The sequence below is a fragment of the Paraburkholderia sp. J94 genome, assembly GCF_905220285.1.
In the GTDB taxonomy this organism is placed as follows: domain Bacteria; phylum Pseudomonadota; class Gammaproteobacteria; order Burkholderiales; family Burkholderiaceae; genus Paraburkholderia; species Paraburkholderia tropica_A.
In genome coordinates this window covers 376,417-400,962 of record NZ_CAJMZH010000007.1, presented here as the reverse complement: position 1 = coordinate 400,962, position 24,546 = coordinate 376,417, and the positions used below count along the sequence as shown (strand labels likewise).

The following is a 24,546-nucleotide window of genomic DNA, read 5'->3' as shown; positions in this document are numbered from 1 at the left end:
CCGCGCCGGCCGGGGATTTCGCAGGGTATTCGTATCAACCGATTTATGCAGACTCATCCGTTGCTGTTTCACGCTTCGCCCCGCCAGGTCATCGCCTGGCGCGATGGCGCGCCCGTCACCGTGCAAGGCTTTCTGGCCGACGTCGCACGCGTGGCCGACGCGCTGCCGCCGGGCGGGCACGTGTTCAACGTCTGCCGCGACCGCTACCGCTTCGCGGTGAGCCTGTGCGCGGCGCTCGTCGCGGGCCGCATCAGCCTGCTGCCGTCCACGCACGCGCCGGAGACGGTCCGACAGCTCAAGGCCTTCGCCCCCGACACGTTCTGCCTGCACGACGCGCCCGAGTGCGCGATCGACCTGCCGCGCTTTCGATACCCCGACACGCCCGCCGCAAATCTGACCAAAGATGACTGCGCCGACGCTCAGGACAACGCCGACGACAACGCCGACGACGCCCCTTTCGCCGTCCCGCAGATCGACGCCGCGCGCGTCATGGCCTACGTCTTCACCTCGGGCTCGACCGGCGCGCCGGTGCCGCATCGCAAGACCTGGGGCTGCCTCGTCGAAGGCGTGCGCGCCTCGGCGCAGAGCCTCGGCCTGAGCGGCGACGGCGCGGCGGCGCACACGCTGGTCGGCACCGTGCCCGCGCAGCATATGTACGGCTTCGAATCGACGGTGCTGCTCGCGCTGATCGGCGGCCTCGCGTTCAGCAGCCGCCAGCCGTTCTACCCCGCCGACATCAGCGCGGAACTCGATGCCGTGCCGCAGCCGCGCGTGCTCGTCACCTCGCCGATCCATCTGCGCACGCTGCTCGCGAGCGACGCGCCGCTGCCGCGCGCCGCGCTGGTGCTCAGCGCGACCGCGCCGCTCGCCGAAAAGCTCGCGAGCGAAGCCGAGGCGCGGCTCGGCGCGCCGCTGATCGAGATCTACGGCAGCACGGAAACCGGCCAGATCGCCACGCGCCGCACCGCGCAAGGCGCGACGTGGCGGCTGCTGCCGCGCATCCGCTTCGAGGCGCGCGCGACCGGGGACGAGGACAGCACCACGTTCTGGGCCAGCGGCGGCCATCTCGACGAACCCGTGCCGATGGGCGACGCGCTCGAACTGCTCGACGCGCAGCGTTTCCTGCTGCACGGCCGCAAGCAGGACCTCGTCAACATCGCGGGCAAGCGCACGTCGATCGCGTATCTGAATCATCAGCTCAACGCGATTCCCGGCGTGACCGACGGCGTGTTCTTCATGCCCGCCGACGACGATTCCACGCGCGGCGACGCCGCGATCACGCGCCTCGTCGCGCTGGTGGTCGCGCCCTCGCTGAGCGCCGCCGACCTGCAGCGCGCATTGCGCGAGCGTATCGACGGCGCGTTCATGCCGCGTCCGCTGGTGTTCGTCGACGCCCTGCCGCGCAACGAAACCGGCAAGCTGCCGCGCGACGTGCTCGCGGCGCTGGCCGCGCGGCACGCGCGCGCGACGGCGTCGGAGTCCGCACGAGTGGCGCAAACCGCACAAGTGACACAAGCCGTAAAACCCGCACAACGCAGCGCCGACAACGCAACCGCGCACGCCCTGCGCTTCACGATCGGCGCCGATCATCCCGCGCTGCCGGGCCACTTTCCGGGCCTGCCGATCGTGCCGGGCGTGGTGCTGCTCGACCGCGCCATCGACGCCATCGGCACCGCGCTGGACCAGCCGCTCGACAGCTGGCGTCTCTCGGCGGCCAAGTTCCTGAGCCCGGCCGCGCCTGGCGAAGCGCTCGACCTCGCCTTCGATGCCGCCGCGAGCGGCGCGATCCGCTTCACCGTGCGCGCGGGCGAGCGCGACGTCGCGAGCGGCACGCTGGCCGTGCAACCCGCTCAAGCGGAGGCCGCGCAATGAAGCCGAACCTGCCGCCCGCCGCCGACGGATCGAACGCGCCGAATACATCGACGAACGCATCGACGAACGCGTCAACGAGCACATCGCCGAACGCATCGACCGCATCCGCCAAACCCGCGCGCACCGACTGGGCGCAGCGCGAGGAACGCGGCAGCGCCCTGCTGCTGCGCGTGATGACGTGGCTTTCGCTACGCCTCGGCCGCCCCGCCGGGCGCGCGCTGCTGCATCTGTGCGCCGCCTATTACGTCCTGTTCTCGCCGCGCGCACGCGGCGCGTCGCGCGACTATCTGCGCCGTGCGCTCAAGCGCGCGCCGCAATGGCGCGATCTCTGGCGTCACGTGTTCACGTTCGCGACCACGATCCACGACCGCATCTATCTGATGCACGGGCGCTTCGATCTGTTCGACATCCGCCCGCACGGCCAGACGCTCGTCGACGAAGCGCTCGCGGGCGGACGCGGCGCGTTCCTGATGGGCGCGCATCTGGGCAGTTTCGAAGTGGTCCGCGCGCTCGGCCGCACGCGCCCCGACCTGCGCGTGGTCGTGACGATGTTCGAGGAGAACGCGCGCAAGATCAACGCGACGCTGGCCGCCGTGAATCCCGCCGCGAGCCCGGAAGTGATCAGCCTCGGCCAGATCGATTCGATGCTGAAGGTCAATCAGCGGCTCGACGAAAACTGCATGGTCGGCATGCTGGCCGACCGCACGCTGCTCGCCGACGACTCCGCCTCGCTGCGCCGTATGGCCTTTCTCGGCGAGCCCGCCGCGTTCCCGCTCGGCCCGCTTTACATGGCCGCGATGCTCAAGCGTCCGGTGCTGTTCATGACCGGCCTCTATCGCGGCGGCAACCGTTACGACGTGCACTTCGAAATGGTCGCCGACTTCACCCACACGCCGCGCGAAGCGCGCCGCGCCGCCATCGACGCGGCGCTCGCGCGCTACGTCTCGCTGCTCGACAAGTACGCGCGCGCGGCGCCCTATAACTGGTTCAACTACTTCGATTTCTGGAAAACGGTCAAGCCCGCGGCCGCGCCCTCGGCGCCCGTGGAAAGCGCCGCGCCCGCACGCGATGCCGGCGCGGCCAGCGCACCGCGCCGCAACGAGGCCGCCGCACGCGGCGCGCACGCCACGCGCGCGACCCGCGCCGCCTCGGCCAGCCTGACCGCCCGGGAGACTTCCGACGCATGAGCAAGACCCCACGTTTGCCCTTTCGACTTTCCTCGCGTCGCCTGATGGCGCGCGCATTCGCCGCCGCCGCGCTGCTTGCGGGCGGCGCCACGCTGAGCGTCATCGGCACGCTCGCGCCCGTCACGCCCGCCCAGGCCGCGCCCGCCTGGACGCTCGACCGCCTGATGGCGACGCTCGCACAGCACAAGACCGGCCGCGCGACCTTCACCGAAACGCGCTGGCTGGCGATCGCCGCCGAACCCGTCGAATCGTCGGGCGAGCTGGCGTTCGCCGCGCCCGATCATCTGGAAAAACACACGCTGAGCCCGAAGCCCGAGCAACTGATCGTCGACGGCGACATGCTCACGGTCGACCGCAACGACCGCAAGTACACGCTCGCGCTCGCGCATTACCCGGAAGTGGGCGCGTTCATCGAGAGCATCCGCGCGACGCTCACGGGCAACCGCTACGCGCTCGAAAAGACCTACAAGGTCGCGATCGCCGGACGCGGCGACAACTGGATGCTCACGCTCACGCCGCGCGACTCGCGCATGCAAAAGGTGGTCAACACGATCACGCTCGAAGGCACGCGCGGCGAGCTGCGCAGCGTGGCGATCCAGCAGGCGGGCGGCGATCATTCGCTGATGAAATTGCAGCCGCTCGCGCCTGCGTCGGCTGCATCGCCTGCATCGCCCTCGCCGGGTGCCGCGGCGAAAGCGTCGAAATCGGCGAAGTCGGCCGCCTCGGGCGAGTTGGGCTAAGCGCCCCGCCCGTTCGAGCCCGCTCGACCCCACCCAAACGGAAACAGGGACGCGCCGATGGACGACCGCACCCGCCCCGCCTCCGCATCCACGCCCGCTTCCGCGCCCGCTTCCACGCCCGCACGCAGGCCGGCGTTCAGGCAGCCCGCCGTCCTGCTGTGGCTGCTGTTCCTGCTCGCCTGCGCCGTCACCATCGCGCGCACGCAGTTCGTCACCGACCTCTCCGCGTTCCTGCCGCGCGCGCCCAGCGCGGGCCAGCGCGTGCTCGTCGAGCAGTTGCGCGACGGGCTGGTTTCGCGGCTGATTCTCGTCGGCATCGAAGGCGGCGACGCGTCGTCGCGCGCGCGGCTCTCGCGCGAGATCGGCGCGACGCTGCGGGCCGATCCGCAATTCGCGGCGGTCCATAACGGCGAGGCCGTCAACGACGCGCGCGACCAGCAGTTCGTCTACGCGCACCGCTACGCGCTGAGCCCGTCGGTCACGCCGCAGCGCTTCACGGCGGCGGGCCTGCACGACGCGCTCGGCGACAGTCTCGATCTGCTCAGCTCGTCGGCGGGCCTCGTCGCGAAGGATCTGCTGCCGCACGATCCGACCGGCGAAGTGGCCGCGCTCGTCGATCAGCTCGACAGCGCCGCGCAGCCCGCCACGCGCGACGGCGTCTGGGCCTCGCGCGACGGCGCGCGCGCCGTGCTGGTCGCGCAGACCGCCGCCGCGGGCTCGGACACCGACGCCCAGGCGCGCGCCATCGACGCCGTAAAGCGCGCCTTCGCCTCGGCCGCGCGCACGCTGCCGAATGCCACCGACGCCTCCGCCTATCGCGTGGTGATGACCGGTCCCGGCGTGTTCTCGGTCGAGACGCGCGACGCGATCCGCCACGACGTCGAACGCATTTCGGTGCTGAGCCTCGTGCTGATCGTCGCGCTGCTGCTCACGCTCTATCGCTCGCCGCGCCTGCTCGTGCTCGGCCTGCTGCCGGTGCTCTCGGGCGTGGCGGCGGGCATCGCGGCCGTGAGCCTCGCGTTCGGCGCCGTGCAGGGCCTCACGCTCGGCTTCGGCACCACGCTGATCGGCGAGGCGGTCGATTATTCGATCTATCTGTTCGTGCAGTCGTCGTCGTCTTCGTCGCTTTCATCGTCGATGCAAACGCACCGCGACTCGGCGCTGCGCGCCTGGATCGCCGCCTACTGGCCGACGATCCGCCTCGGCGTGCTGACCTCCGTGTGCGGTTTCGCGTCGATGCTGTTTTCAGGCTTTCCGGGCCTCGTGCAACTGGGCGCGTATTCGATCGCCGGGCTCGTCACGGCCGCGCTCGTCACGCGCTTCGTGCTGCCGCATCTGCAAGGCGGCGCGCACGCGATCCGCGACGTCTCGCGACTCGGCGCGGCGCTCGCGCGCGCGGCCGCGTTCGCGCCGCGTCTGCGCTGGCCGCTCGCCGCGCTGGCCGTGGGCGCGGTCGTGTTCGCCGCCTGGCATCGCGACACGCTCTGGAGCCACGAACTGTCCGCGCTGAGCCCGGTGCCCGCCGCGAGCCAGGCGCTCGACACGCGTCTGCGCGCCGACCTCGGCGCGCCCGACGTGCGCTATCTGGTGGAGATTCCGGCCGCCAGCGCGCAGGCCGCGCTCGAAGGCGCGGAACGCGTCGGCGCGCAGTTGCAGCCGCTGGTCGCGCAAGGCACGCTCGCGGGCTTCGAAAGTCCCGCGCGCTATCTGCCGAGCGACGCCGCGCAGCGCGCGCGGCTCGCGAGCCTGCCCGACGCCGCCACGCTGACGGCGCGTCTGCGCGAAGCGGTCGCCCATCAAAGCATCAGCGTGAAGCCCGAGGCCTTCGCGCCCTTCGTCGCCGATGCGCAGGCCGCGCGCGCCGCGCCGCTCATCACGCGCGCCGACCTGAACGGCACCTCGATGGCGCTCGCCGTCGACGCGCTGCTCACGCAACGCGACGGCCACTGGAACGCGATGCTCGCGCTGCGCGCGCCCGCGAGCGCCTCGAAGGCCGCCAACACATCGAGCCTCGACGCCGACGCGATCCGCGCCGCCGTCGCGCAAGCGGGCGTGCCGGGCGCGCTGTTCATCGACATGAAAGCGGAAGCCGACCGCCTGTACGTGAACTACGTGCGCGAGGATATCCGGCTCTCGCTCGCGGGCTTCGTGGCGATTGCCGTGCTGCTGGCGCTCGCGCTGCGCTCGGTGCGGCTCGCCGCGCGCGCGCTCGCGCCGCTCGTCGCCGCCGTGCTGGTGGTGGTCGCGGGCTTCGCGCTCGCGGGCGTGCCGCTGACGATCCTGCACCTCGTCGGCATGCTGCTGATCGTGGCGGTGGGCTCGAACTACGCGCTGTTTTTCTGCAAGCGCGGCGCGCACGGCACGCAGACCATCGCGCCGCACACGCTGGTCTCGCTGCTGGTCGCCAATCTCGCGACCGTCGCGGGCTTCGGGCTGCTGGCGCTCTCGCACGTGCCGCTGCTCGAAACCTTCGGCCTGACCGTCGGCCCCGGCGCGATGCTCGCGCTCGCGTTCGCCGCGATCCTCGCGCCGCGCGATGCGGCCACGCCCGAGGTGGAAACCGCGCGCCTGGACACGCGCGCAGACACGCACGCCGCGACGCAGCCCCATCGACAAGGAAACCCGGCATGAACGGCCCCACGCCGCTTGAACCGCTCGAACCGCGTGAGCGCCACGGTGCCCACGCGCCGCGCGCACCCCACGCCCCGCGCGCGTTCGCGCTCGCGGGCGGCGCGCGCCGCTGGCTGCCGTCGCCGTTCATCGCCGGCGCGGCGGCATTGCATGCGGGCGCGGCGGCCGCGCTGTTGGCGCAGCCGTCCGCGTGGCCGTGGGCCGTCGGCAGCGTGGCGGCCTCGCATCTCGCGCTGACCGCCGCGGGCCTCTGGCCGAAAAGCGCGCTGCTCGGCCCGAACTGGACGCACCTGCCCGCGTCGTCCGCGCCCGGCGCCGACCGCCGCCTCGCCCTCACCATCGACGACGGCCCCGATCCCGAGATCACGCCGCGCGTGCTCGACCTGCTCGACGAATACGGCGCGCACGCGACCTTCTTCTGCATCGGCGAACGCGCCCGCCAGCATCCCAAATGGATCGAGGCGATCGTCGCGCGCGGCCACGCCGTGGAGAACCACAGCCAGCGGCATCGGCATACGTTTTCGCTGAGCGGGCCCGGCGCGCTGCGGCGCGAAATCGAGGCCGCGCAGCGCACGCTCACGGAGATCAGCGGCACGCGTCCGCGCTTTTTCCGCGCGCCCGCCGGCTTGCGCAATCCGTTTCTCGAACCGGTGCTCTGCGCGCTCGGGCTGCAGCTGGCGAGCTGGACGCGGCGCGGCTTCGACACGCGCGAGCGCGATCCGCGCACCGTGGCGCAGCGTCTGCTGACCGGCCTCGCGCCGCGCGACATCCTGCTGCTGCACGACGCCAACACGGCCCGCGACGCGCTCGGCCAGCCGGTCGTGCTCGCCGTGCTGCCGCAGGTGCTGCGCGCCGCCGCCGACGCGCAATTGCACTGGACCACGCTGCGCGCCGCGCTCGACACCGCGCCGTCTGCGAGCCAAGGCGGACACGGCGGACGCAGCGCCCCGTTTGGTAAAATTTGACCCTTAAATGGCGCGCGCGCCGGCCTCAGGACCGAACTCCGTGAACCCACTTCTCGTCTCGCACTTCACCGCCACCAGCTGCCTCGGCCACGGGCTCGACGCCATGCTCGACGCGCTGCGCGAGCGGCGCAGCGGCCTCGCGCCGTGCGACTTCGAACGCGCGGATCTCGATACGTGGATCGGCGCGGTGCGGGACCTCGACGCCGTCGAAATCCGCGCCGATCTCGCGGCCTACGCGTGCCGCAATCATCGGCTCGCGCAGCTCGGTCTCGAACAGGACGGTTTCGCCGCGCGCGTGCGCGACGCCGTCGCGCGTTACGGCGCGGAGCGCGTGGGCGTGTTCGTCGGCACCAGCACGAGCGGCATCCTCGAAACCGAAAACGCCTATCGCGAGCGCGATCGCGACACCGGCCTGCTGCATCCCGGCTTCGACTACGCGCGCACCCACAATCCCTACGCGCTGGCCGCGTTCGTGCGCGCGTATTTCGGCGCGCGCGGTCCGGCCACGTCGATTTCGTCGGCGTGCTCGTCGAGCGCGAAGGTGTTCGGCTCGGCGCGGCGCATGATCGAAGCGGGCCTGATCGACGCGGCCGTGGTGGGCGGCGTCGATTCGCTGTGCCTCACCACGCTGTACGGCTTCAACTCGCTCGAACTGCTGTCGCGCCAACCGTGCCGTCCGTTCGACGTGGCGCGCGACGGCATTTCGATCGGCGAGGCGGCCGCGTTCGCGCTGCTCGAACGCCTGCCCGCGCAAGCTGACCAGGCCGACGCGTTGCCCGGCGACGCGATCCTGCTGCTCGGCGTGGGCGAATCGAGCGACGCGCATCACATGTCGTCGCCGCATCCCGACGGGCTCGGCGCGCGTGCCGCGATCGAGCAGGCGCTCGCGAGCGCGGGCCTCGCGCCGGGCGACATCGACTACATCAATCTGCACGGCACGGCCACGCCCAGCAACGACGCCTCCGAAAGCCGCGCGGTGGGCGCGCTGTTCGACGCCACGCCGTGCAGCTCCACGAAGGGCGCGACCGGCCACACGCTCGGCGCGGCGGGCGCGCTCGAAGCAATCGCGTCGGCGCTCGCGCTGCGCCACGGCTTCGTGCCCGCGGGCGTCAATACGCAGGTCGTCGATACCGCGCTCGGCGTCGATTACGCGCTCGCGAACCGCGACGCCACCGTGCGCGCCGCGCTCAGCAATTCGTTCGGCTTCGGCGGCACGAATTGCAGCCTCCTGCTCGGGCGCGCGGATTTCGCGATGAATCGCCTGAACAACGGTGCAAAAAACGCCGCCAACAACGAGGTGCAATCGTGAAACTGCATGCGTGGATCGAAGGGATCGGCGTGATCGGTCCGGGTCTCGTGGACTGGCCGCAGGCCGCCGACGTGTTCGCGCAGCGCGCGCCGTACGAGGCCGCCCGCACGGTGCTGCCCGCGCCCGCGAGCCTGCCCGCCGCCGAGCGCCGCCGCACCGGCCCGGTCGTGCGCACGGCGCTGGCCGTGGGCCACGAAGCGGTGGCCGCGAGCGGCCGCGACGCCGCCACGCTCGCCTCCGTGTTCACGGCCTCGGGCGGCGACGGCGTAAACTGCCACGCGATCTGCGAAACGCTCTCCACCGACGACCGCCAGCTATCGCCGACGCGCTTTCACAACTCGGTGCACAACGCGGCGGCGGGCTACTGGAGCATCGCGTCGAAGGCGCGCGCGAGCGCGAACGTGCTCTGCGCGCACGACGCGAGCTTCGCGGCGGGCCTGCTCGAAGCGCTCGCGCAGGTGGCCGTGGACCGCGTGCCGACGCTGCTGGTCGCGTATGACTGCGAGTATCCCGAGCCGCTGCGCACGGTGCGCCCGATCGCGGATGCGTTCGGCGTGGCGCTGGTGCTCACGCCGGTCGCGCATGACGATGCCGATGCCGACGTAAGCGGCAATGAAAGCGGAAACGCAGGCGCGCGCGTCTGCATCGAAGCGAAACTCACCGATGCGCCCGCCACGCAACTCGACGCGCCCGAACTCGAAGCGCTGCGCGTCAACAATCCAGCCGCGCGCGTGCTGCCGCTGCTGCATGCGCTCGCGGCGCGGCAAGCGGCGAGCGTGGTGATCGACTATCTGCCGGAAACGCGCGTGCGGCTCGATCTGTCGTGGCCCGATGCGCGCGCCGATGGCGTGTCGGACGTTGCGTCGGACGTTGCGTCGGACGTTGCGTCGGATGTTGCGGCGGAAATTGCTTCGGGCGCTTCGCGCGAGGCCGCGCCATGACACCCGAAGCGCCGACGCTCGCCGCGCCGCTCGACCGCGCCTGGATCGCCGCGCACATTCCGCACAGCGGCGCGATGTGCCTGCTCGACCGCGTCGAAGCCTGGGACGACACGCAGATCCGCTGCCTCGCGACCAGCCATCTCGACGCGCATAATCCGCTGCGCTCGAACGGCCAGCTCGCCTCGGTCTGCGGCATCGAATACGCGGCGCAGGCGATGGCCGTGCACGGCGCGCTGATCGCCGCGAATGGTGCGAATGGTGCGAATGGCGCGGACGGAACGAACGGAGGCGCGCAGCGTCCGCGCGCGGGCTTTCTCGCGAGCGTGCGCGGCGTCGAAGCGCAGATCGCGCGGCTCGACACGCTGGACGCGCCGCTCATCGTCGAAGCCGAGCGCATCGGCGGCGACGGCACGACAGTGCTTTATCGCTTCACGCTGCGCTGCGAGGCGCGCGTGCTGATGACGGGACGCGCGGCGGTCATGCTCGACGCGTCCGCGGCCGGGGCGCTGCGGCGGCCCGCCATCGACAACACCTGAAGGGAGAACCAAGATGAAAAACACGCGAATCCTGCTGGCCGCGCTGGTGCTCGGCCTCGTCAGTTCGGCCTCGTTCGCCGACGTTCACGAAGTGAAGGAAGACATCAAGCACGACACGAAGTCGGCGGCGAAGGCGACCGGCCACGCCGCGAAGGACTTCGGCCACGCCACGGCGAGCGCGGCAAAGAGCGTCGGCCACGGCATCGCGCACGGCTCGCGCGAAGGCTGGGACGCGACCAAACGCGTGACCCACGAGGGCTGGGACGCCACCAAGCGCACCACCAAGCGCGTGTTCCACAAGGATGACGCGGCGGGCGACGACGCCTGACGCGTTGGGGCACACGCCCGACACGTCCAACTCGTCCGGCCAGGACGATCAGGACGAACCAGACGACGGCATTCCCGTGCGATACGCCGTCAGCATCACCCGAAGCGCGCGCGGGCGGCCGTTCCGGCCATCACGCCCGCGCCTCCCAAGCCTCGCCATAACCGCGCCATAACCTCGCGATACCCTCGCCAGACGCCCGTCACACCGGCCTCGCACGCCGGTTTCCCTCCTCCAAACGGCCAATTTGCCCGCTTTTTGTCCGGTAAGCGCCCGCGACAAGGCAAAATACGGGTTTCGAGCCCGCACGGGCTCATGTTTTTTCCCGCCGGCCGCTCCGCACACGGGGCCAGAACACGGCGAAGCCACGCGAAAGACGCAGCGGCGCCCGGCCCGGCCGGACGCTCGCCCTCGCGTGCGAGACCACTGGAGTTGTTGATGACCGAAGCCAAGATTTCCTTCGCTGGCCGCCTTTCGCTGGCCATCGGATCGTTTTTCGCCATTCTCGGCGACGCCGACCTCGCGGCAGGCGTGCGCCGCCTGCGTAACGGCGAAGCCGTCGCGACCGCGCCGCAAGCGCCCGTGCCTGCCGCCGCGCCCGTGGCTGCGCCTGCGCCTGTCGCACCCGCTCCCGCCCCCGCGCCCGCGCCCGTCGCCGCCATCGAGGAAGCCAGCCCGCAATCGGCGCTGCAACTGCTCGGCCTGCTGCAGCGTAACGCGCGCTTCGTCGACTTCGTCGAGGAAGACATCGCGGGCTACAACGACGCCGACATCGGCGCGGCCGCGCGCCTCGTCCACGAAGGCTGCCGCGCCACGCTGCGCGAGCACTTCACGATCCGCCCGGTGCGCAGCGAGGCCGAAGGCAGCCGCGTGACCCTCGCGGAAGGCTTCGACGCCACCGCCATCCGCCTGACCGGCAATGTGGTCGGCTCCGCGCCGTTCAACGGCACGGTCAGCCATCGCGGCTGGCGCGTCGAAGACGTCAAACTGCCCAAGCTCGTGAAGTCGCACGACGCGAAGGTCATTGCACCGGCCGAGGTGGAACTGTGAGCGATCCGCGTTTTTCGATCGGCGTCGATCTGGGCACGACGCACTGCGCCCTCTCCTACGTCGACCTCGCCGCCAGTGACGGCGAGAAGACCGTGCAGGGCGTGCTGCCCGTCACGCAGCTCACCGCGCCCGGCGCGATCGAGTCGCCCGAGCTGCTGCCCTCGTTTCTCTATCTGCCGAACGCGGGCGAACTCACGCCCGGCGACCTGACGCTGCCGTGGACCGCCTCGCGCGAGTACGCCGTCGGCGAAATGGCGCGCAGCCGTGGCGCGGGCACGCCCATCCGCCTCGTGTCGAGCGCGAAAAGCTGGCTCTGCCATCCGGGCGTCGACCGCCGCGCGGCGATCCTGCCGAACGACGCGCCGCCCGAAGTCGCGCGCGTCTCGCCGCTCGAAAGCTCGATCCGCTATCTGACGCATCTGCGCGAAGCCTGGGATCACGCGCATCCCGACGCGCCGTTCGCGCAGCAGGACGTCACCGTCACGATTCCGGCCTCGTTCGATCCGGCCGCGCGCGAACTGACGGCCGAAGCCGCGCAGGCCGCGGGCTACACCAGCATGACGCTGCTCGAGGAACCGCAGGCCGCGCTCTATAGCTGGATCCAGAAAAGCGGCGGCGCGTGGCGCAAGGACGTGAAGGTCGGCGACATCATCCTCGTCGTGGACGTGGGCGGCGGCACCACCGACCTTTCGCTGATCGCCGTGGTCGAGCGCGAAGGCAATCTCGAACTGCTGCGCGTGGCCGTGGGCGAGCACATCCTGCTCGGCGGCGACAACATGGACCTCGCGCTCGCGCACGTGGTCGCGCGCAAGCTCGCGCAGCAAGGCACGCAGGCCGATCCGTGGCAATTGCGCGCGCTCACCTACGCGTGCCGTTCGGCCAAGGAGCAACTGCTCTCCGACGCCAGCCTCGAAGCCGTCCCGCTGGTCGTGCCGAGCCGCGGCTCGAAGCTGATCGGCGGCTCGATCCGCACCGAACTCACCCGCGCGGAACTCACGGCCACGATTCTCGAAGGCTTCTTCCCGCGCGTGGACGCGGCAGCGCGTCCGGTCGTGCGCACGCGCGCCGGTCTCACGCAACTGGGCCTGCCCTACGCGCAGGACGCGGGCGTCACGCGCCATCTCGCGGCCTTCCTCGGCCGCCAGGTCGCGGCGCTCGCGGAAGTCGAAGGCTTCGGCGCGCCCGCCGAAGGCACGAGCTTCCTGCATCCCACGGCCGTGCTGTTCAACGGCGGCGTGTTCAAGTCGTCGCTGCTGGCCGGGCGCGTGCTCGACATCATCAACGGCTGGCTCGCGGCGGAAAGCGCGGCGAGCGCGCGTCTGCTCGGCGGCGCGGACCTCGACCTCGCGGTCGCGCGCGGCGCGGCCTATTACGGCTATGTGAAGCGCGGCAAGGGCGTGCGCATTCGCGGAGGCACGGCGCGCGCGTACTACGTGGCGATCGAGTCGGCCATGCCCGCGGTGCCGGGCCTGGAGCCGCCCATTTCGGCGCTCTGCGTCGCGCCCTTCGGCATGGAAGAAGGCAGCGACGCCGCCTTGCCGCCGCAGGAATTCGGCCTCGTCGTGGGCGAGCCGGTGCAGTTCCGCTTCTTCGGCTCGTCGGTGCGCCGCCAGGATCAGGTCGGCACGATGCTCGACTTCTGGTCGCCCGACGAACTTCAGGAACTCGAATCGATCCAGGCCACGCTGCCCAGCGCGGGCCGCACCGTGGGCGAAGTCGTCGCGGTCAGGCTGCATGCGCGCGTGACCGAAGCGGGCACGCTCGAACTCGAAGCCGTGCCGTCGGGTAGCGACGAGCGCTGGAAGGTCGAATTCGACGTGCGCGGCGGCGCGAGCGACGGTGCGAACCAGGGCGCTGGCTTCTGAGCGCACGCTTGAAGTCCGATCCGCATGAGCACGCGATGAAGCAATACGTCGTCGGCATCGACCTGGGAACGAGCAACACGGTCGTGGCCTGGGCCGAAGCCGGCGCAAGCGGGGCCGATGCGGGCCAGATCGGCGTGTTCGAAATCGAGCAGCTGACGGGGCTCGGCGAGGTGAGCGCGCAGCCGCTGCTGCCATCCGCGCGCTATCACCCCGCGCCCGGCGAACTCGCGGCCGATGCGCTGCGGCTGCCTTGGCCTGAATCCGCTTCTTCGCCTGCCGCTTCCCCGGCTGACGCGCGCGCGCCCGTCGTCGGCAAGCTCGCGCGCACGCTCGGCGCGCAGGTGCCGGGGCGGCTCGTCGCCAGCGCGAAAAGCTGGCTCTCGCACGCCTCGGTCGACCGCCTCGCGCCGATCCTGCCCTGGGGCGCGCCCGAGGACGTCGCCAAGGTTTCGCCCGTCGATGCGAGCGCGAGCTATCTCGCGCACGTGCGCGCGGCCTGGAACCACCGTTTCCCGCATGCGCCGCTCGAACATCAGGACGTGGTGCTCACCGTGCCCGCCTCGTTCGACGACGGCGCGCGCGCGCTCACGCTCGAAGCCGCGCGGCGCGCGCAATTGCCCACGCTGCGGCTGCTCGAAGAACCGCAGGCCGCGTTCTACGACTGGCTGTTCCATCATCGCGACGCGCTGCAAACCGAGCTGGCGCAGACGCGGCTCGTGCTCGTCTGCGACGTGGGCGGCGGCACGACCGACCTCACGCTCATCAAGGTTCATTTTGAGAACGGCGTCGAGAACGGCGAGCCGCAGCTGACCCGCATCGGCGTGGGCAACCATCTGATGCTCGGCGGCGACAACATGGATCTCGCGCTCGCGCATCTGGCCGAAAGCCGCCTCGCGACCCAGGACGCGCGGCTCTCGGCGGCGAGCCTGTCGCAGCTCGTCGAGCGCTGCCGCGTCGCCAAGGAGCAACTGCTCGGCGACGCCGCGCCCGAGTCGGTCGGCATCACGCTGCTCGGTGCGGGCGCGCGGCTGATCGGCGGCGCGCGCTCGACGCAGCTGGGCCGCGACGAGGCCGAGCGCATCGTCGTCGACGGCTTCTTTCCGTCGATCGGCCCACGCGATCTGCCGCGCCGCTCGCGCGCGGCGATCGTCGAATTCGGTCTGCCCTATGCCGCCGACGCGGGCATCACGCGTCATATCGCGGCCTTCCTGCAACGCTTCGCCGCGCAGTCGCGCGAGGCGCTGGGCGTGTCCGCCGATGATGTCGATGCCGGCAATTCCGCCGATTCGGCCAGCCTGCCGATGCCCGACACGCTGCTGCTCAACGGCGGCGTGTTCCGCGCGCCCGCGCTCGCGGCGCGTCTGCGCGAGACGCTCGGCACCTGGCGGCAAGCGCCGCTCACCGTGCTGCAAAACGATCAGCCCGACGTGGCCGTCGCGCGCGGCGCCGTCGCGTTCGCGCTGGCGCGCGCGGGTCACGCGCCGCGGATCGGCGGCGGCTCGCCGCGCAGCTATTTCCTCGTGCTCGACGATGGCAGCGAGGCGCGGCGCGGCATCTGCCTGCTGCCGCGCGGCACCGAAGAAGGTCACGAAGTGCGGCTCGACGAGCGCGTGTTCGCGCTGCGTCTCGGTCATCCGGTGCAGTTCCATCTGGTCTCGACGGTCGCGGAAACGGCGTGGCAGCCGGGCCAGATCGTCGATCTCGACAACGACGCCGCCGACTTCGTGCGCCTGCCGCCGCTCGCGACGGTGGTCAAGCGCGAGCGCGGCGCGGGCAAGACGCGCGACGAACGGCCCGTGCGGCTCACGGCGCAACTGACCGAAGTCGGCACGCTCGAAGTGCGCTGTATCGCCACCGAAGACGCGTCGCAGCGCTGGCTGCTCGAATTCCAGTTGCGCCGCGACGAAGCCGCTCACGCCGAAGGCGCAGGCGACGACGATCCGCTCGCGGACAACGCGCGCCATCCCTCGCTCGATCACGCCATCGAACTGATCGATCGCGTGTTCGGCGCGAAGTCGTCGAAGGTCGATCCGAAGGAGGTGAAGCGGCTGCGCGCGCAGCTCGAACAGACGCTCGGGCCGCGTCAGAACTGGGACAGCCCGCTGCTGCGCGAACTGTTCGGCGCGCTCTGGGAACGCGCGGCGCGACGCCGCCGCTCGCCCGACCACGAACGCCTCTGGCTCAATCTCGCCGGGTATTGCGTGCGGCCGGGCTTCGGCTATCCGCTCGACGAATGGCGCGTCGAACAACTGTGGACGCTGTTCGACGACGGCATCCAGCACATCAACGACAGCCAGGTCTGGTCCGAGTGGTGGACGCTCTGGCGGCGCGCGGCGGGCGGTCTCGACGAGGCCGCGCAGGAACAGGTGCTCGAAGCGATGCGCTGGCTCGAAGAAGCCGCGAGTTCGAAGCAGCACAAGCTGCCCTTCGATCCCGCGCGCCTCGGCAATGCCGATATGACGCGGCTTTACGCGTCGCTCGAACGCATCGGTGCGGAGCGCAAGATCGAGATCGGCGAGCGGTTGCTGACACGGCTTCAAAAGCCGTCGGAGAATCATCAGAGCTGGTGGGCCGTGGGGCGTATCGGCGCGAGACTTCCCTTCTACGGCAGCGCGCACGGCGTCGTGCCGCCCGAGGTCGCCACGCGCTGGCTCGACGCGATCCTCGCACTCGACTGGAAGAAGGTCGAACCCGCGATGTTCGCGGCCACGCAGATCGCGCGCATGACCGGCGACCGCTCGCGCGATCTCGACCCCGCCGTGCGCGAGACGGTGCTGCGGCGGCTCGAACATGGCAACGCACCGCCTACGTGGATCGAGATGGTGCGCGAAGTCGTCACGCTCGATAACGCCGATACGGGCCGCGTGTTCGGCGAGGCGCTACCGGCGGGCTTGAAGCTGATGGGCGCTTGAGGTCCCTGCACCGCTCGCGCATCAACATCGACATCGCATCGCCCAAACGAAAACGCGCTCCGGCCTGAAACCGGAGCGCGTTTTTTATCGCGTAACGATGCGCGAGAACCTAGTTACCCGCACGCACCTCGACCGTCTGCACAGCCGGTTGCGGCATGACGCTTTCCTGCGGCAGCGCCCATTCGAGCCAGCGTGCACGATGCGCCACGACCAGCATGAAGGCCAGCGCCGCGATCGCACCGAAGGTCGCGAAACCCATCTGATAGCTGCCCGTGCTTTCCTTCGCGATACCCATGATCACCGGCAGATAGAAGCCGCCGATGCCGCCCGCCGCGCCCACGATGCCCGACATCAGACCCGTGCGGCCGGTCCAGCGGCGCGGCACGAGCTGGAAGGTCGCGCCGTTGCCGAGACCGAAGCAGACATACGTGAACAGCAGCAGGCCGATGCCTGCGGCGAACGGCGGCATCCACGCGGCGAATGCGAAGTCGCACAGCGAGATCGCCGCGAGCAGCAGCACGAGCGCACGCACGCCGGAGATGCGGTCGGCGATCAGGCCGCCGAGCGGACGCACCATCGCACCCGTCAGCGCCAGCAGCGACATGATCACGCCCGCTTCGAGCTTCGGCACCTGATAGAGCGAGATCAGCAGCGTCGTCACATACGAGGACATGCCGACGAAACCGCCGAACGTGATGCTGTAGACGAGCATGACGACCCACGTGTCGCCTTCCGCGAGCACGCCGCGATAGTGGCGCGGCAGCACGGCGATCGCGAGCAGCGCGCCGAGCACCGGCAGCAGCAGCACGCCGGTCTTGCCCGCACCGAACACGCCCGCATGCACGGCCAGCACCAGCGCGATCAGGCCGGCGAGCGTGATGAAGAACGCGCGCATCGCCTTCGGTGCGCTGCCCGATTTCACGCCGAGATCGCGCGCCCAGAAGCACACGGCGAGCGCCGCGAGCGCCAGCAGCGGCAGCGCCGCGCCGGTCGCACGCGCCCAGCCGAAGCTGTTGGCGAGGCCCGGGAACAGGAAGCCGTCGAGCACCGCGCCGATGTTGCCGGCCGCCGCGAGGCCGAGCACGAGGCCCTGCACCTTCGGCGGATAGTTGCTGCCGGCCATCGGCAGCGCCACCGCGAAACTCGCGCCGCCCACGCCGAGCAGCACGCCCAGCACCAGCAGCATCGTGTACGACGGCGCGCCCGGCATCAGCAGCAGCACGAGCGCCGGAATCGCCGAAAGCGCGATGCCCATCAGCGCGACCTTGCGGCCGTCGCAGGCCTGATAGAGATTGCCGAGCGTCACGCGCAGGATCGCCGCGCCGAGCACCGGCACCGCGACCAGCAGGCCGAGTTCGCCCGGCGTCATCTTGATGTCCTTCTGGATGAAGGGCGCGAGCGGCCCCAACATCACCCACACCGTGAAGCCGGTGTCGAAGTACAGAAAACACGCGACCAGCGCGCGCCAGTTACCGCTCTTGAGCGAGTTCAGCAGGTCTTTCACGAGGCTCTCCCCAGGTAAAAACGATCAGCACGCCAGCGGCGCGTGAATCCGATGATTTCGTACTCCGATGCTTTGTCCGGCGCTTCTTGCGCCGTTGCGTCCCGCAGACGTATCGAGCCCGCCGCGCGCGCCGACCACGCCTTGAATCAGGCGATCCATTTCGCCGATCACGTTCGCCAGCTCGGCGGTGATCACGGCGAATTCGCGTCCGTACTGCCCCGCGCGCGCCGCCGCCACGCGGGCATTGAGCGCGACGATATTGGCGCGCATCGAAATGGTGGCGAGCTGGTCGGCGACCTCGGCTTCGCGGCGCTGCGTCTGGGCTTCGACGCCGCGCATCGCATCCTGATACGCGAGCGTGAGCGTCTGCAGCAGATCGAGCAGCGGCGTGGCTTCGGCCGTGAGTTTCGCCAGCGCGTCGATGCCGTTGATCTGGCTTGCGCCCGCGCTTTTATCGATGCCGCCGCGTTCGAGCTGCGCGATCGCTTCGCCCGCGAGCTTCATGAACGCGCGGATACGGTCGTCGGCACGGCGCGCACCGAAGTAAAGCTGACGCAGCGCGTCCGAGAACACGCCCGGAAAATGACCGTCGCCTTCCACGAGTTGCGCGTGCGCTTCGGCGAACGCCGCGAGGCAGCCGCGCGCGACACCGAGCGCCTCCTGCCCTTGCGCGCCTTCCTGCGTCGCGAGCAGCACGTACAGCACGATGCGCTGCGAGAGCATGCGCTGACGCCCCGACAGGTTGATCAGTTCGCCCACGACTTCTCCAGATACGGCTTCGGCGGTTTCGTGCTTCATCATCAGGAGTACAGAATGGGTAAAAAGCGTGGGTGGCGAGCGATACGGCTCGAACAATCGTCAGGTGCGAGCGCCAATAAAAAAGCGTCCCGAAGCAACGCCCTCACGCGCCGCGTGTCGGGATATCGCTTCGGGACGCCGTTGCCCCGCTTGCTGCTTGACCTGCCGGATTCACTCCCGCTCGCGCGGGCGTCACATCAATTCGTTGGAGCCGTCATTGGCCCCGAGCCTATTTAGCAATACGTATGCCAACTGCGCATCCGCGTGCGTCGCGCGCGCGAAAACGCCGATGGCGTAAGGCTTTGGCAAGGGGCCCCGTTTCGAGCGGGGAAAAAGCGCGGCGGCCGCGCGCGTGACGCAGCGCCGCATTCGTGTGCCTGTCATGAAAGCTGGTGGTGCACCGCAGCGAGGCGGCGCACCATCGGCGGGCGCGCGTCCGCGTCCGCCAGGGCCGGGTTTAGAACCGGTGCCGGATGCCCACGCCCACGACCGTCTGCTGGTCCGAGCTCGACGCCGACTGGCCGCTCACGTCCGCGCCCAGGCCCGAGCCGTCGGCGGCGATGTGCTGCCAGCTCACCTGCGTATACAGATCGGTGCGCTTCGAGAGGAAGTAATCGGCTTCCACCGACACTTCATGCCAGCGCGGATGATGCTCGCCGCTCGCGCTCGACATCGTCCCCTGCGTGTACGTGTACTCGCCGCCCAGGCTGAACGCGGGCGTGAAGTGATAAACCGCGTTCAGCTCGTAGTTCGAGAAGCTCGCGCCCTCGCCGTTCGCCGAAATGCCGAGGCTGTTCGCGCCGTTGATGGTGTCGAGCCCGTCGAGCTGCGTGCGCGTCCAGACGAAGCCCACGCGCGCATTGCCCGCGAACCAGTTCACGCCCGCGCCGTAAATGCGCTGCTGCGCGGCGATGAAGGTGCGTTCGGTCAGCGTGATCGCGCCGTTCGTGTTGCTGCTGCCGCCGTTGTTCGCCTGCAGATAGCCCGCCGCGAACAGCAGCGCGCCCGTGTCGTACGAGGCGCCGAGGCTGTAGACGCGGTTGTCGTCGAAGCCGCCCGCTTCGTTCGAGAAGCCGTAGAGCGCGCCGAACTTTACGCCGCCGTAGTTCGCGCTCGCGTACTTGACCGCGTTGTTCACGCGGAACGAGTTGTTCAGGTTGTCGTTGTCGTACGGGTGCGCGCTCAGGTTGTTGCCGCCGGGATGCTGGCCCGTGAAGCTCAGCGGCGCGAGGTAATCGACGACCGAGTCGTACTGGCGGCCGAGCGTGAGCGCGCCGTAACGCTCATTTTCAAGCCCGACGTAAGACTGGAAGCCGAACATGCGGCCGCCCTGGCGCAGCGTGCCGTTCATCACCGAAAAGCCGCTTTCGAGCTGGAAGATCGCGGCCGTGCCGCCGCCCAGATCCTCGCGCCCCTTAAAACCCCAATGACTGCCGGTCACGTTGCCGCTGCCCGCCTGGACCACGTGATGGCCGCCCGAATTGCTATTGAACGAAAGACCGGCGTCGATGATGCCGTACAGCGTCACGCTGTCCTGCGCGTGCGCCGCGCAGGTCCATGCCGCCGCGCAGGCGGCGACCAGGAATGCCTTTTTCATAATGCCCTGTTGTGTGTCGTGTTGTTTCGAGTTGTCGTTCGCGGCGTGGCCGCGTGCATATCCGATGCGCGCGCGGGCGCGCGATGGCGCGGCGTCGAAAAACGACGCGCCATCGGCGTAGCGAAACGATCGGATTGGGGCGGGCTGGCTGGGCCGCGCGGCACGCTTAACGCGTGTGGCGACTGGCGATGCCCTGGCGATCGGCGAGACCGTCGATCAGCACTTGATGAAGACCGCGCGAGCAAGGCTCGATACGCGCGCGGACTCCGAAAACCTGCGCAAGACTCTGCGGCGTGACGACTTCGGCGCTCGGACCGAAGTGCGCGATGCGCCCGTCGTGCAGCAGCATCGCGCGATCACAGGTGCGCAATGCCGCGTTGATGTCGTGCAGCACGACCACGGTCGCGATGCCGCGCTCGCGCGTGACGTCGCGCAGCACCGCCATCACCTGGAACTGGTGATTGAGGTCGAGCGCCGAGAGCGGCTCGTCGAGCAGCAACACCTGCGGCTCGCGCACCAGCGCCTGGGCGATGCCGACAAGCTGGCGCTGACCGCCCGAAAGCTCGTCGAGCGAGCGGTTCGCGAGCGCCGCAATGTCGAGCCGTTCGAGCGTCGCGTGCGCCGCCGAAAGATCGCGCTGCGCGGCCGATCCGGTGCGCGAACGCAAGGCCGGATCGCGGCCCGCGCGCGCGGCCACCAGCACCGACTCCAGCACCTGGAGCCGCACGCCCGCCGGCAGCGCCTGCGGCAGATAGACCACGCTGTGCGAGCGCGCGCTCGCCGCCGTCAGCGCGAGCGGCGCGCCGTCGAGCGTCAGCGAACCCGCAACCGGTTTCGCGAGGCCCGCGAGCGTACGCAGCAGCGTGGACTTGCCGCTGCCGTTCGGCCCGAGCAGCGCCGTGATCTCGCCGCGCGGCAGCGGCCCGGCGCTCAGGCCGCGCAGCACGTCGCGGCGGCCGTAGCGCACGCTCAGGTCGTGAATCGCGAGACCGCTCATGCCGTGCCTCCCTGCGAGCGCACGACGATGCCGAGGAACAGCGGAATGCCCACCAGCGCCGTGACGATGCCGACCGGAATCAGCACGCCCGGAATCAGCAGCTTCGAGGCGATCGACGCCATCGACAGCATCAGCGCGCCCAGCAGCAGGCTGCCCGGCAGATAGAAGCGATGGTCCTCGCCGAACAGCGCGCGCGCGACGTGCGGCGCGATCAGCCCGACGAAACCGATGGTGCCGACGAACGACACCGCGAGCGCCGAGAGCACTGCCACGCGCAGCAGCGTGCCCAGACGCAGCCGCTTCACGTCGATGCCGAAGCTCGCCGCGCGGTCTTCGCCGAGGCGCAGCGCGGTCAGCGCCCACGCGTTCTTCATCGAGAGCGGCAAGGCGATCGCGAGCGCCGCCACGAGCACGCCGATCTTCGGCCAGTCCGCGCGCGCGAGCGAGCCGAGCGTCCAGAACACGAGGCCCTGCAAGGCGTCGGCGGACGCGATGAACTGCATCAGTTCGACGAGCGCATGAAACGAGAACACCAGCGCGATGCCCATCAGCACCACGCCCGCCGTGCTCATGCCGCGCCAGCGCGCGACCAGATCGAGCACGAGTGCGGAGGCGAATGCGAACACGAACGCGTTGGCCGAGACGATCCACGTCTGCGACACGCCCGGAATCGCGAGATCGAGCACGATCGCGAGCGAAGCGCCGAACGCCGCCGCCGCCGACACGCCGAGCGTGTACGGACTCGCGAGCGGATTGTTGAGGATGGTCTGCATCTCCGCGCCCGAAAGCCCGAGCGCCGCGCCGACCGCGAGCGCCATCACCGCATAGGGCAAGCGGATCTGCCAGACGATCACGACGTTGGCCGGATCGGCGGTGGCGCGATCGAACAGCGTGCGCAGCAGCGTCGCGAGCGGCAGGCCCGACGGCCCCGAACTCAGATCGACGAGCAGCGAGGCCAGGATCAGCAGCGCGACCGCCACGAGCAGGAGCGCGCGGCGGCGCGTGAGCCGCGTGTAGGCGCGCAACTGGCGCTGCGCCTCGTCGCCGTGCGCGGCGAGTGGCGCATCGGCGTCGGCGTGCGCGCGCCAGCCCGAACCGGCCGGCAGGCGCGCGTCGCTCATCGCGCGGCCTCTTTCTGCGCCGCAGCTTGGGCCGCAGCCTGGGCCGAGGCTTGCGCCAGCGGCGCATCGACCCAATCGGCGCCGCTAACCGGCACGGCGAGGAAGCGTCGATACAGCTCGGCCTGGGTCGCCTTCACGTCGAGCGACTTGAACTGCTGCGGATAGAACCACTTCGCGAACGCCTCGATCGCCAGAATGTTGTACGGCGAGTCGTAGTAGTTGTGCGAGATGCCGTGCACGCGGCCATCGTGAATCGCCTTGATGGTGTCGAAACCCGGACGCGCCACCAGTTGCGCGAGGCTCGCCTGCGCGTCGTACTCGCTCGTTTCCGCGCCCACGCGCAGCGACGCGAGACCCGGCTTGGTGCGGCTGCCCGTGGCGATATAGACATCGGGCTTCGAGGCGATCACCTGTTCCATGCTGATGTCGCCGAGCACGCCCGGCAGCAGATCCGCCGCGATGTTGCGGCCGCCCGCGGCCTGCACGAACTCGCCGAAATTGCCCTTGCCCGCCGTGTGGCAGCAGCCCGCGTCCCACACGCCCGCGAGCATGTCGACGAAGACCTTCGGACGCTGATTCTCGGGAATCTTGTTCACGACGTTCTCGACCGCCGCGAGATGCTGCTGGTAGAACGCGATATACGCATCGGCCTGTTGCTCGCGGTGCAGCACCTCGCCGAGCAGCTTGATGCTCGGCACCGTGTTCTGCAGCGGATGCACGCGGAAGTCGATGAACACCACCGTCGTGCCGGTCGCTTCCAGTTGCTTCACGAGCGCGTTATAGCGGCTCGGGCCGTGACCGGCCACGCTGAAGATCGCCACATCGGGCTTGAGCGCGAGCGCCTTTTCGTCGCTGATGCTGTCCTCGGTCGCCTTGCCGATCAGCGGAATCTGGCGGATCTGCGGAAACTTGCGCGCGTAGGCGTCGAAAGTCTGCGGGTCCATCGCGGGCAGATCGCCCTGCCAGCCGACGATGCGCGCGAGCGGCTGCTGGCCTTCGAGCAGTGCGACCGCCGAAAGCAGACGGCTTTCGCCGAGCAGGATGCGGTGCGGATTGGCGGGAATCTTGACCGTGCGGCCTGCCAGATCGGTGACGGTCTGCGCGGCGGGCGCGGTCGTGGCGGTCGTGGCGGTCGTCGCGGCATTCGTCGTGCCATTGGCGGCGGCGCTCGACGCGGCGGGCGCGGCGGCCCAGGCCTGCGAGGCGCTCAGCCCCATCGCCAGCGTGAGCGCTGCGGCGGCCGTGCGTGCAAGGCGGGCGAAAGGTTCGGCGTGCGACGCAAGCGCGACGCGGGAAACGGGCGTGATATAGTTCATAAATGAGAACGATTGCTATTTGCAGGCCACACTTTAGCGGCGCGATGTAATGGCAATGTGTTGAGAAGCGGCGCTTTTGTAATGGAATGTGTTGGCGCCGCCCGCAGCGGAAAAAAGAACAGCGATGGACCACATACTCGTCGTCGACGACGACCCCAATATCCGCACGCTCCTGCGCGACTATCTGCGCGACATGGGCTACGAGGCGAGCGCGGCCACCAACGGCACGCAGATGAAACAGACGCTGCGCCAGCAGAAGATCGACCTGATCGTGCTCGATCTCATGCTCGACGGCGAGGACGGACTCGATCTCACGCGCGAGCTGCGCCGCGAAAACGCGGTGCCGATCATCATGCTGTCGGCGCGCGGCGGCCTGCTCGACCGCATTCTCGGCCTCGAAATGGGCGCCGACGACTATCTGCCCAAGCCCTTCGATCCGCGCGAACTGGTCGCGAAGATCAAGGTCGTGCTGCGCCGCACGCGCGCCGTGCCCGTCGAGAACGCGCCCCATGCACCGCACGCGCAACACGTCCGGCACGGCGACGCCAGCGCGTTCGTGAGCTTCGCGGGCTGGCGTCTCGACACGCGCATGAAGCAGATGCTCTCGCCCGAGGGCGTGGTGGTCTCGCTCGGCGGCTCCGACTACCGCACGCTGCGCACGCTGCTCGATCATCCGAACCGGCCGCTGTCGCGCGAATTCCTGCTCGAACAGGTCTTCGACAAGGACCACACGCCGCTCGACCGCTCGATCGACGTCTGCGTGAGCCGCCTGCGCCATCACCTCAAGGATTCGGCGCGCAACGCCGCGCTGATCCGCACGGTGCGCAACGAGGGCTACATGCTGGTCGCCGACGTGAGTCACGAAGCGTGACGACGCCGA

The 24,546-nt window shown here is 70.0% G+C and carries 19 protein-coding genes; 13 read left to right on the top strand and 6 right to left on the bottom strand.

Annotated elements, in window-relative coordinates; genetic code table 11:
• Positions 1-45: 45 nt before the first annotated feature.
• The 12 genes from U4Y88_RS17690 (at position 46) to U4Y88_RS17635 (ending at position 16,333) form a co-directional block, all read left to right on the top strand.
• On the top strand, positions 46-1,872 hold the full coding sequence (locus U4Y88_RS17690; RefSeq protein WP_321785397.1) for an AMP-binding protein: 1,827 nt from the start codon (positions 46-48) through the stop codon (positions 1,870-1,872).
• 173 nt (positions 1,873-2,045) lie between these two features.
• Positions 2,046-3,059, top strand: a complete 1,014-nt coding sequence (locus U4Y88_RS17685; protein ID WP_224009804.1) for an acyl-CoA synthetase — start codon at positions 2,046-2,048, stop codon at positions 3,057-3,059.
• On the top strand, positions 3,056-3,799 hold the full coding sequence (locus U4Y88_RS17680; protein ID WP_321785395.1) for an outer membrane lipoprotein carrier protein LolA: 744 nt from the start codon (positions 3,056-3,058) through the stop codon (positions 3,797-3,799). The genes U4Y88_RS17685 and U4Y88_RS17680 overlap by 4 nt, the downstream gene beginning before the upstream one ends.
• A gap of 57 nt (positions 3,800-3,856) precedes the next feature.
• Positions 3,857-6,430 (top strand): MMPL family transporter, encoded by a 2,574-nt coding sequence (locus tag U4Y88_RS17675; RefSeq protein WP_321785393.1) that lies wholly within the window; start codon positions 3,857-3,859, stop codon positions 6,428-6,430.
• A complete protein-coding gene (locus U4Y88_RS17670; RefSeq protein WP_321785391.1) occupies positions 6,427-7,395 on the top strand; it encodes a polysaccharide deacetylase family protein in 969 nt (322 codons plus the stop codon). The genes U4Y88_RS17675 and U4Y88_RS17670 overlap by 4 nt, the downstream gene beginning before the upstream one ends.
• A gap of 40 nt (positions 7,396-7,435) precedes the next feature.
• A complete protein-coding gene (locus U4Y88_RS17665) occupies positions 7,436-8,704 on the top strand; it encodes a beta-ketoacyl-[acyl-carrier-protein] synthase family protein (RefSeq protein WP_321785389.1) in 1,269 nt (422 codons plus the stop codon).
• Positions 8,701-9,645 carry a beta-ketoacyl synthase chain length factor gene (locus tag U4Y88_RS17660; protein ID WP_321785387.1) on the top strand — a complete coding sequence of 315 codons (945 nt, stop codon included), beginning with the start codon at positions 8,701-8,703 and terminating at the stop codon, positions 9,643-9,645. The genes U4Y88_RS17665 and U4Y88_RS17660 overlap by 4 nt, the downstream gene beginning before the upstream one ends.
• Complete coding sequence (locus U4Y88_RS17655; protein WP_321785385.1) at positions 9,642-10,181, top strand: hotdog family protein; 540 nt, start codon at positions 9,642-9,644, stop codon at positions 10,179-10,181. Before U4Y88_RS17660 ends, U4Y88_RS17655 begins: the two co-directional genes overlap by 4 nt.
• 13 nt (positions 10,182-10,194) lie before the next feature.
• On the top strand, positions 10,195-10,509 hold the full coding sequence (locus U4Y88_RS17650; RefSeq protein WP_224011348.1) for a hypothetical protein: 315 nt from the start codon (positions 10,195-10,197) through the stop codon (positions 10,507-10,509).
• A gap of 435 nt (positions 10,510-10,944) precedes the next feature.
• Positions 10,945-11,556: a DUF2760 domain-containing protein gene (locus U4Y88_RS17645; protein WP_321785383.1), complete on the top strand. Its 612-nt coding sequence runs from the start codon at positions 10,945-10,947 to the stop codon at positions 11,554-11,556.
• Positions 11,553-13,421: an Hsp70 family protein gene (locus U4Y88_RS17640; protein ID WP_321785381.1), complete on the top strand. Its 1,869-nt coding sequence runs from the start codon at positions 11,553-11,555 to the stop codon at positions 13,419-13,421. The genes U4Y88_RS17645 and U4Y88_RS17640 overlap by 4 nt, the downstream gene beginning before the upstream one ends.
• A gap of 35 nt (positions 13,422-13,456) precedes the next feature.
• Positions 13,457-16,333: an Hsp70 family protein gene (locus U4Y88_RS17635; RefSeq protein WP_321785379.1), complete on the top strand. Its 2,877-nt coding sequence runs from the start codon at positions 13,457-13,459 to the stop codon at positions 16,331-16,333.
• A gap of 109 nt (positions 16,334-16,442) precedes the next feature.
• Here U4Y88_RS17635 and U4Y88_RS17630 read toward each other — a convergent pair whose 3' ends face one another.
• The 6 genes from U4Y88_RS17630 to U4Y88_RS17605 form a co-directional block, all read right to left on the bottom strand.
• On the bottom strand, positions 16,443-17,837 hold the full coding sequence (locus U4Y88_RS17630) for an MFS transporter (protein ID WP_310631739.1): 1,395 nt from the start codon (positions 17,835-17,837) through the stop codon (positions 16,443-16,445).
• Positions 17,838-17,861: 24 nt separating this feature from the next.
• The gene (locus tag U4Y88_RS17625) at positions 17,862-18,638 is read right to left on the bottom strand and encodes a type IV pili methyl-accepting chemotaxis transducer N-terminal domain-containing protein (RefSeq protein WP_321785377.1); all 777 of its coding nucleotides are present in this window, start codon (positions 18,636-18,638) and stop codon (positions 17,862-17,864) included.
• Between the two features lie 454 nt (positions 18,639-19,092).
• Positions 19,093-20,232 (bottom strand): porin, encoded by a 1,140-nt coding sequence (locus U4Y88_RS17620; RefSeq protein ID WP_310631737.1) that lies wholly within the window; start codon positions 20,230-20,232, stop codon positions 19,093-19,095.
• Between the two features lie 166 nt (positions 20,233-20,398).
• Complete coding sequence (locus U4Y88_RS17615; protein WP_224011354.1) at positions 20,399-21,229, bottom strand: ABC transporter ATP-binding protein; 831 nt, start codon at positions 21,227-21,229, stop codon at positions 20,399-20,401.
• Entirely contained in the window at positions 21,226-22,350 is a 1,125-nt protein-coding gene (locus U4Y88_RS17610; RefSeq protein WP_321785375.1) for an iron ABC transporter permease, read from the bottom strand. The genes U4Y88_RS17615 and U4Y88_RS17610 overlap by 4 nt, the downstream gene beginning before the upstream one ends.
• Positions 22,347-23,666 carry an ABC transporter substrate-binding protein gene (locus U4Y88_RS17605; protein ID WP_321785373.1) on the bottom strand — a complete coding sequence of 440 codons (1,320 nt, stop codon included), beginning with the start codon at positions 23,664-23,666 and terminating at the stop codon, positions 22,347-22,349. Before U4Y88_RS17605 ends, U4Y88_RS17610 begins: the two co-directional genes overlap by 4 nt.
• A gap of 124 nt (positions 23,667-23,790) precedes the next feature.
• Between U4Y88_RS17605 and U4Y88_RS17600 the strand changes: the two genes are divergently transcribed.
• Positions 23,791-24,537: a response regulator gene (locus U4Y88_RS17600; protein WP_224011357.1), complete on the top strand. Its 747-nt coding sequence runs from the start codon at positions 23,791-23,793 to the stop codon at positions 24,535-24,537.
• Positions 24,538-24,546: the final 9 nt, after the last annotated feature.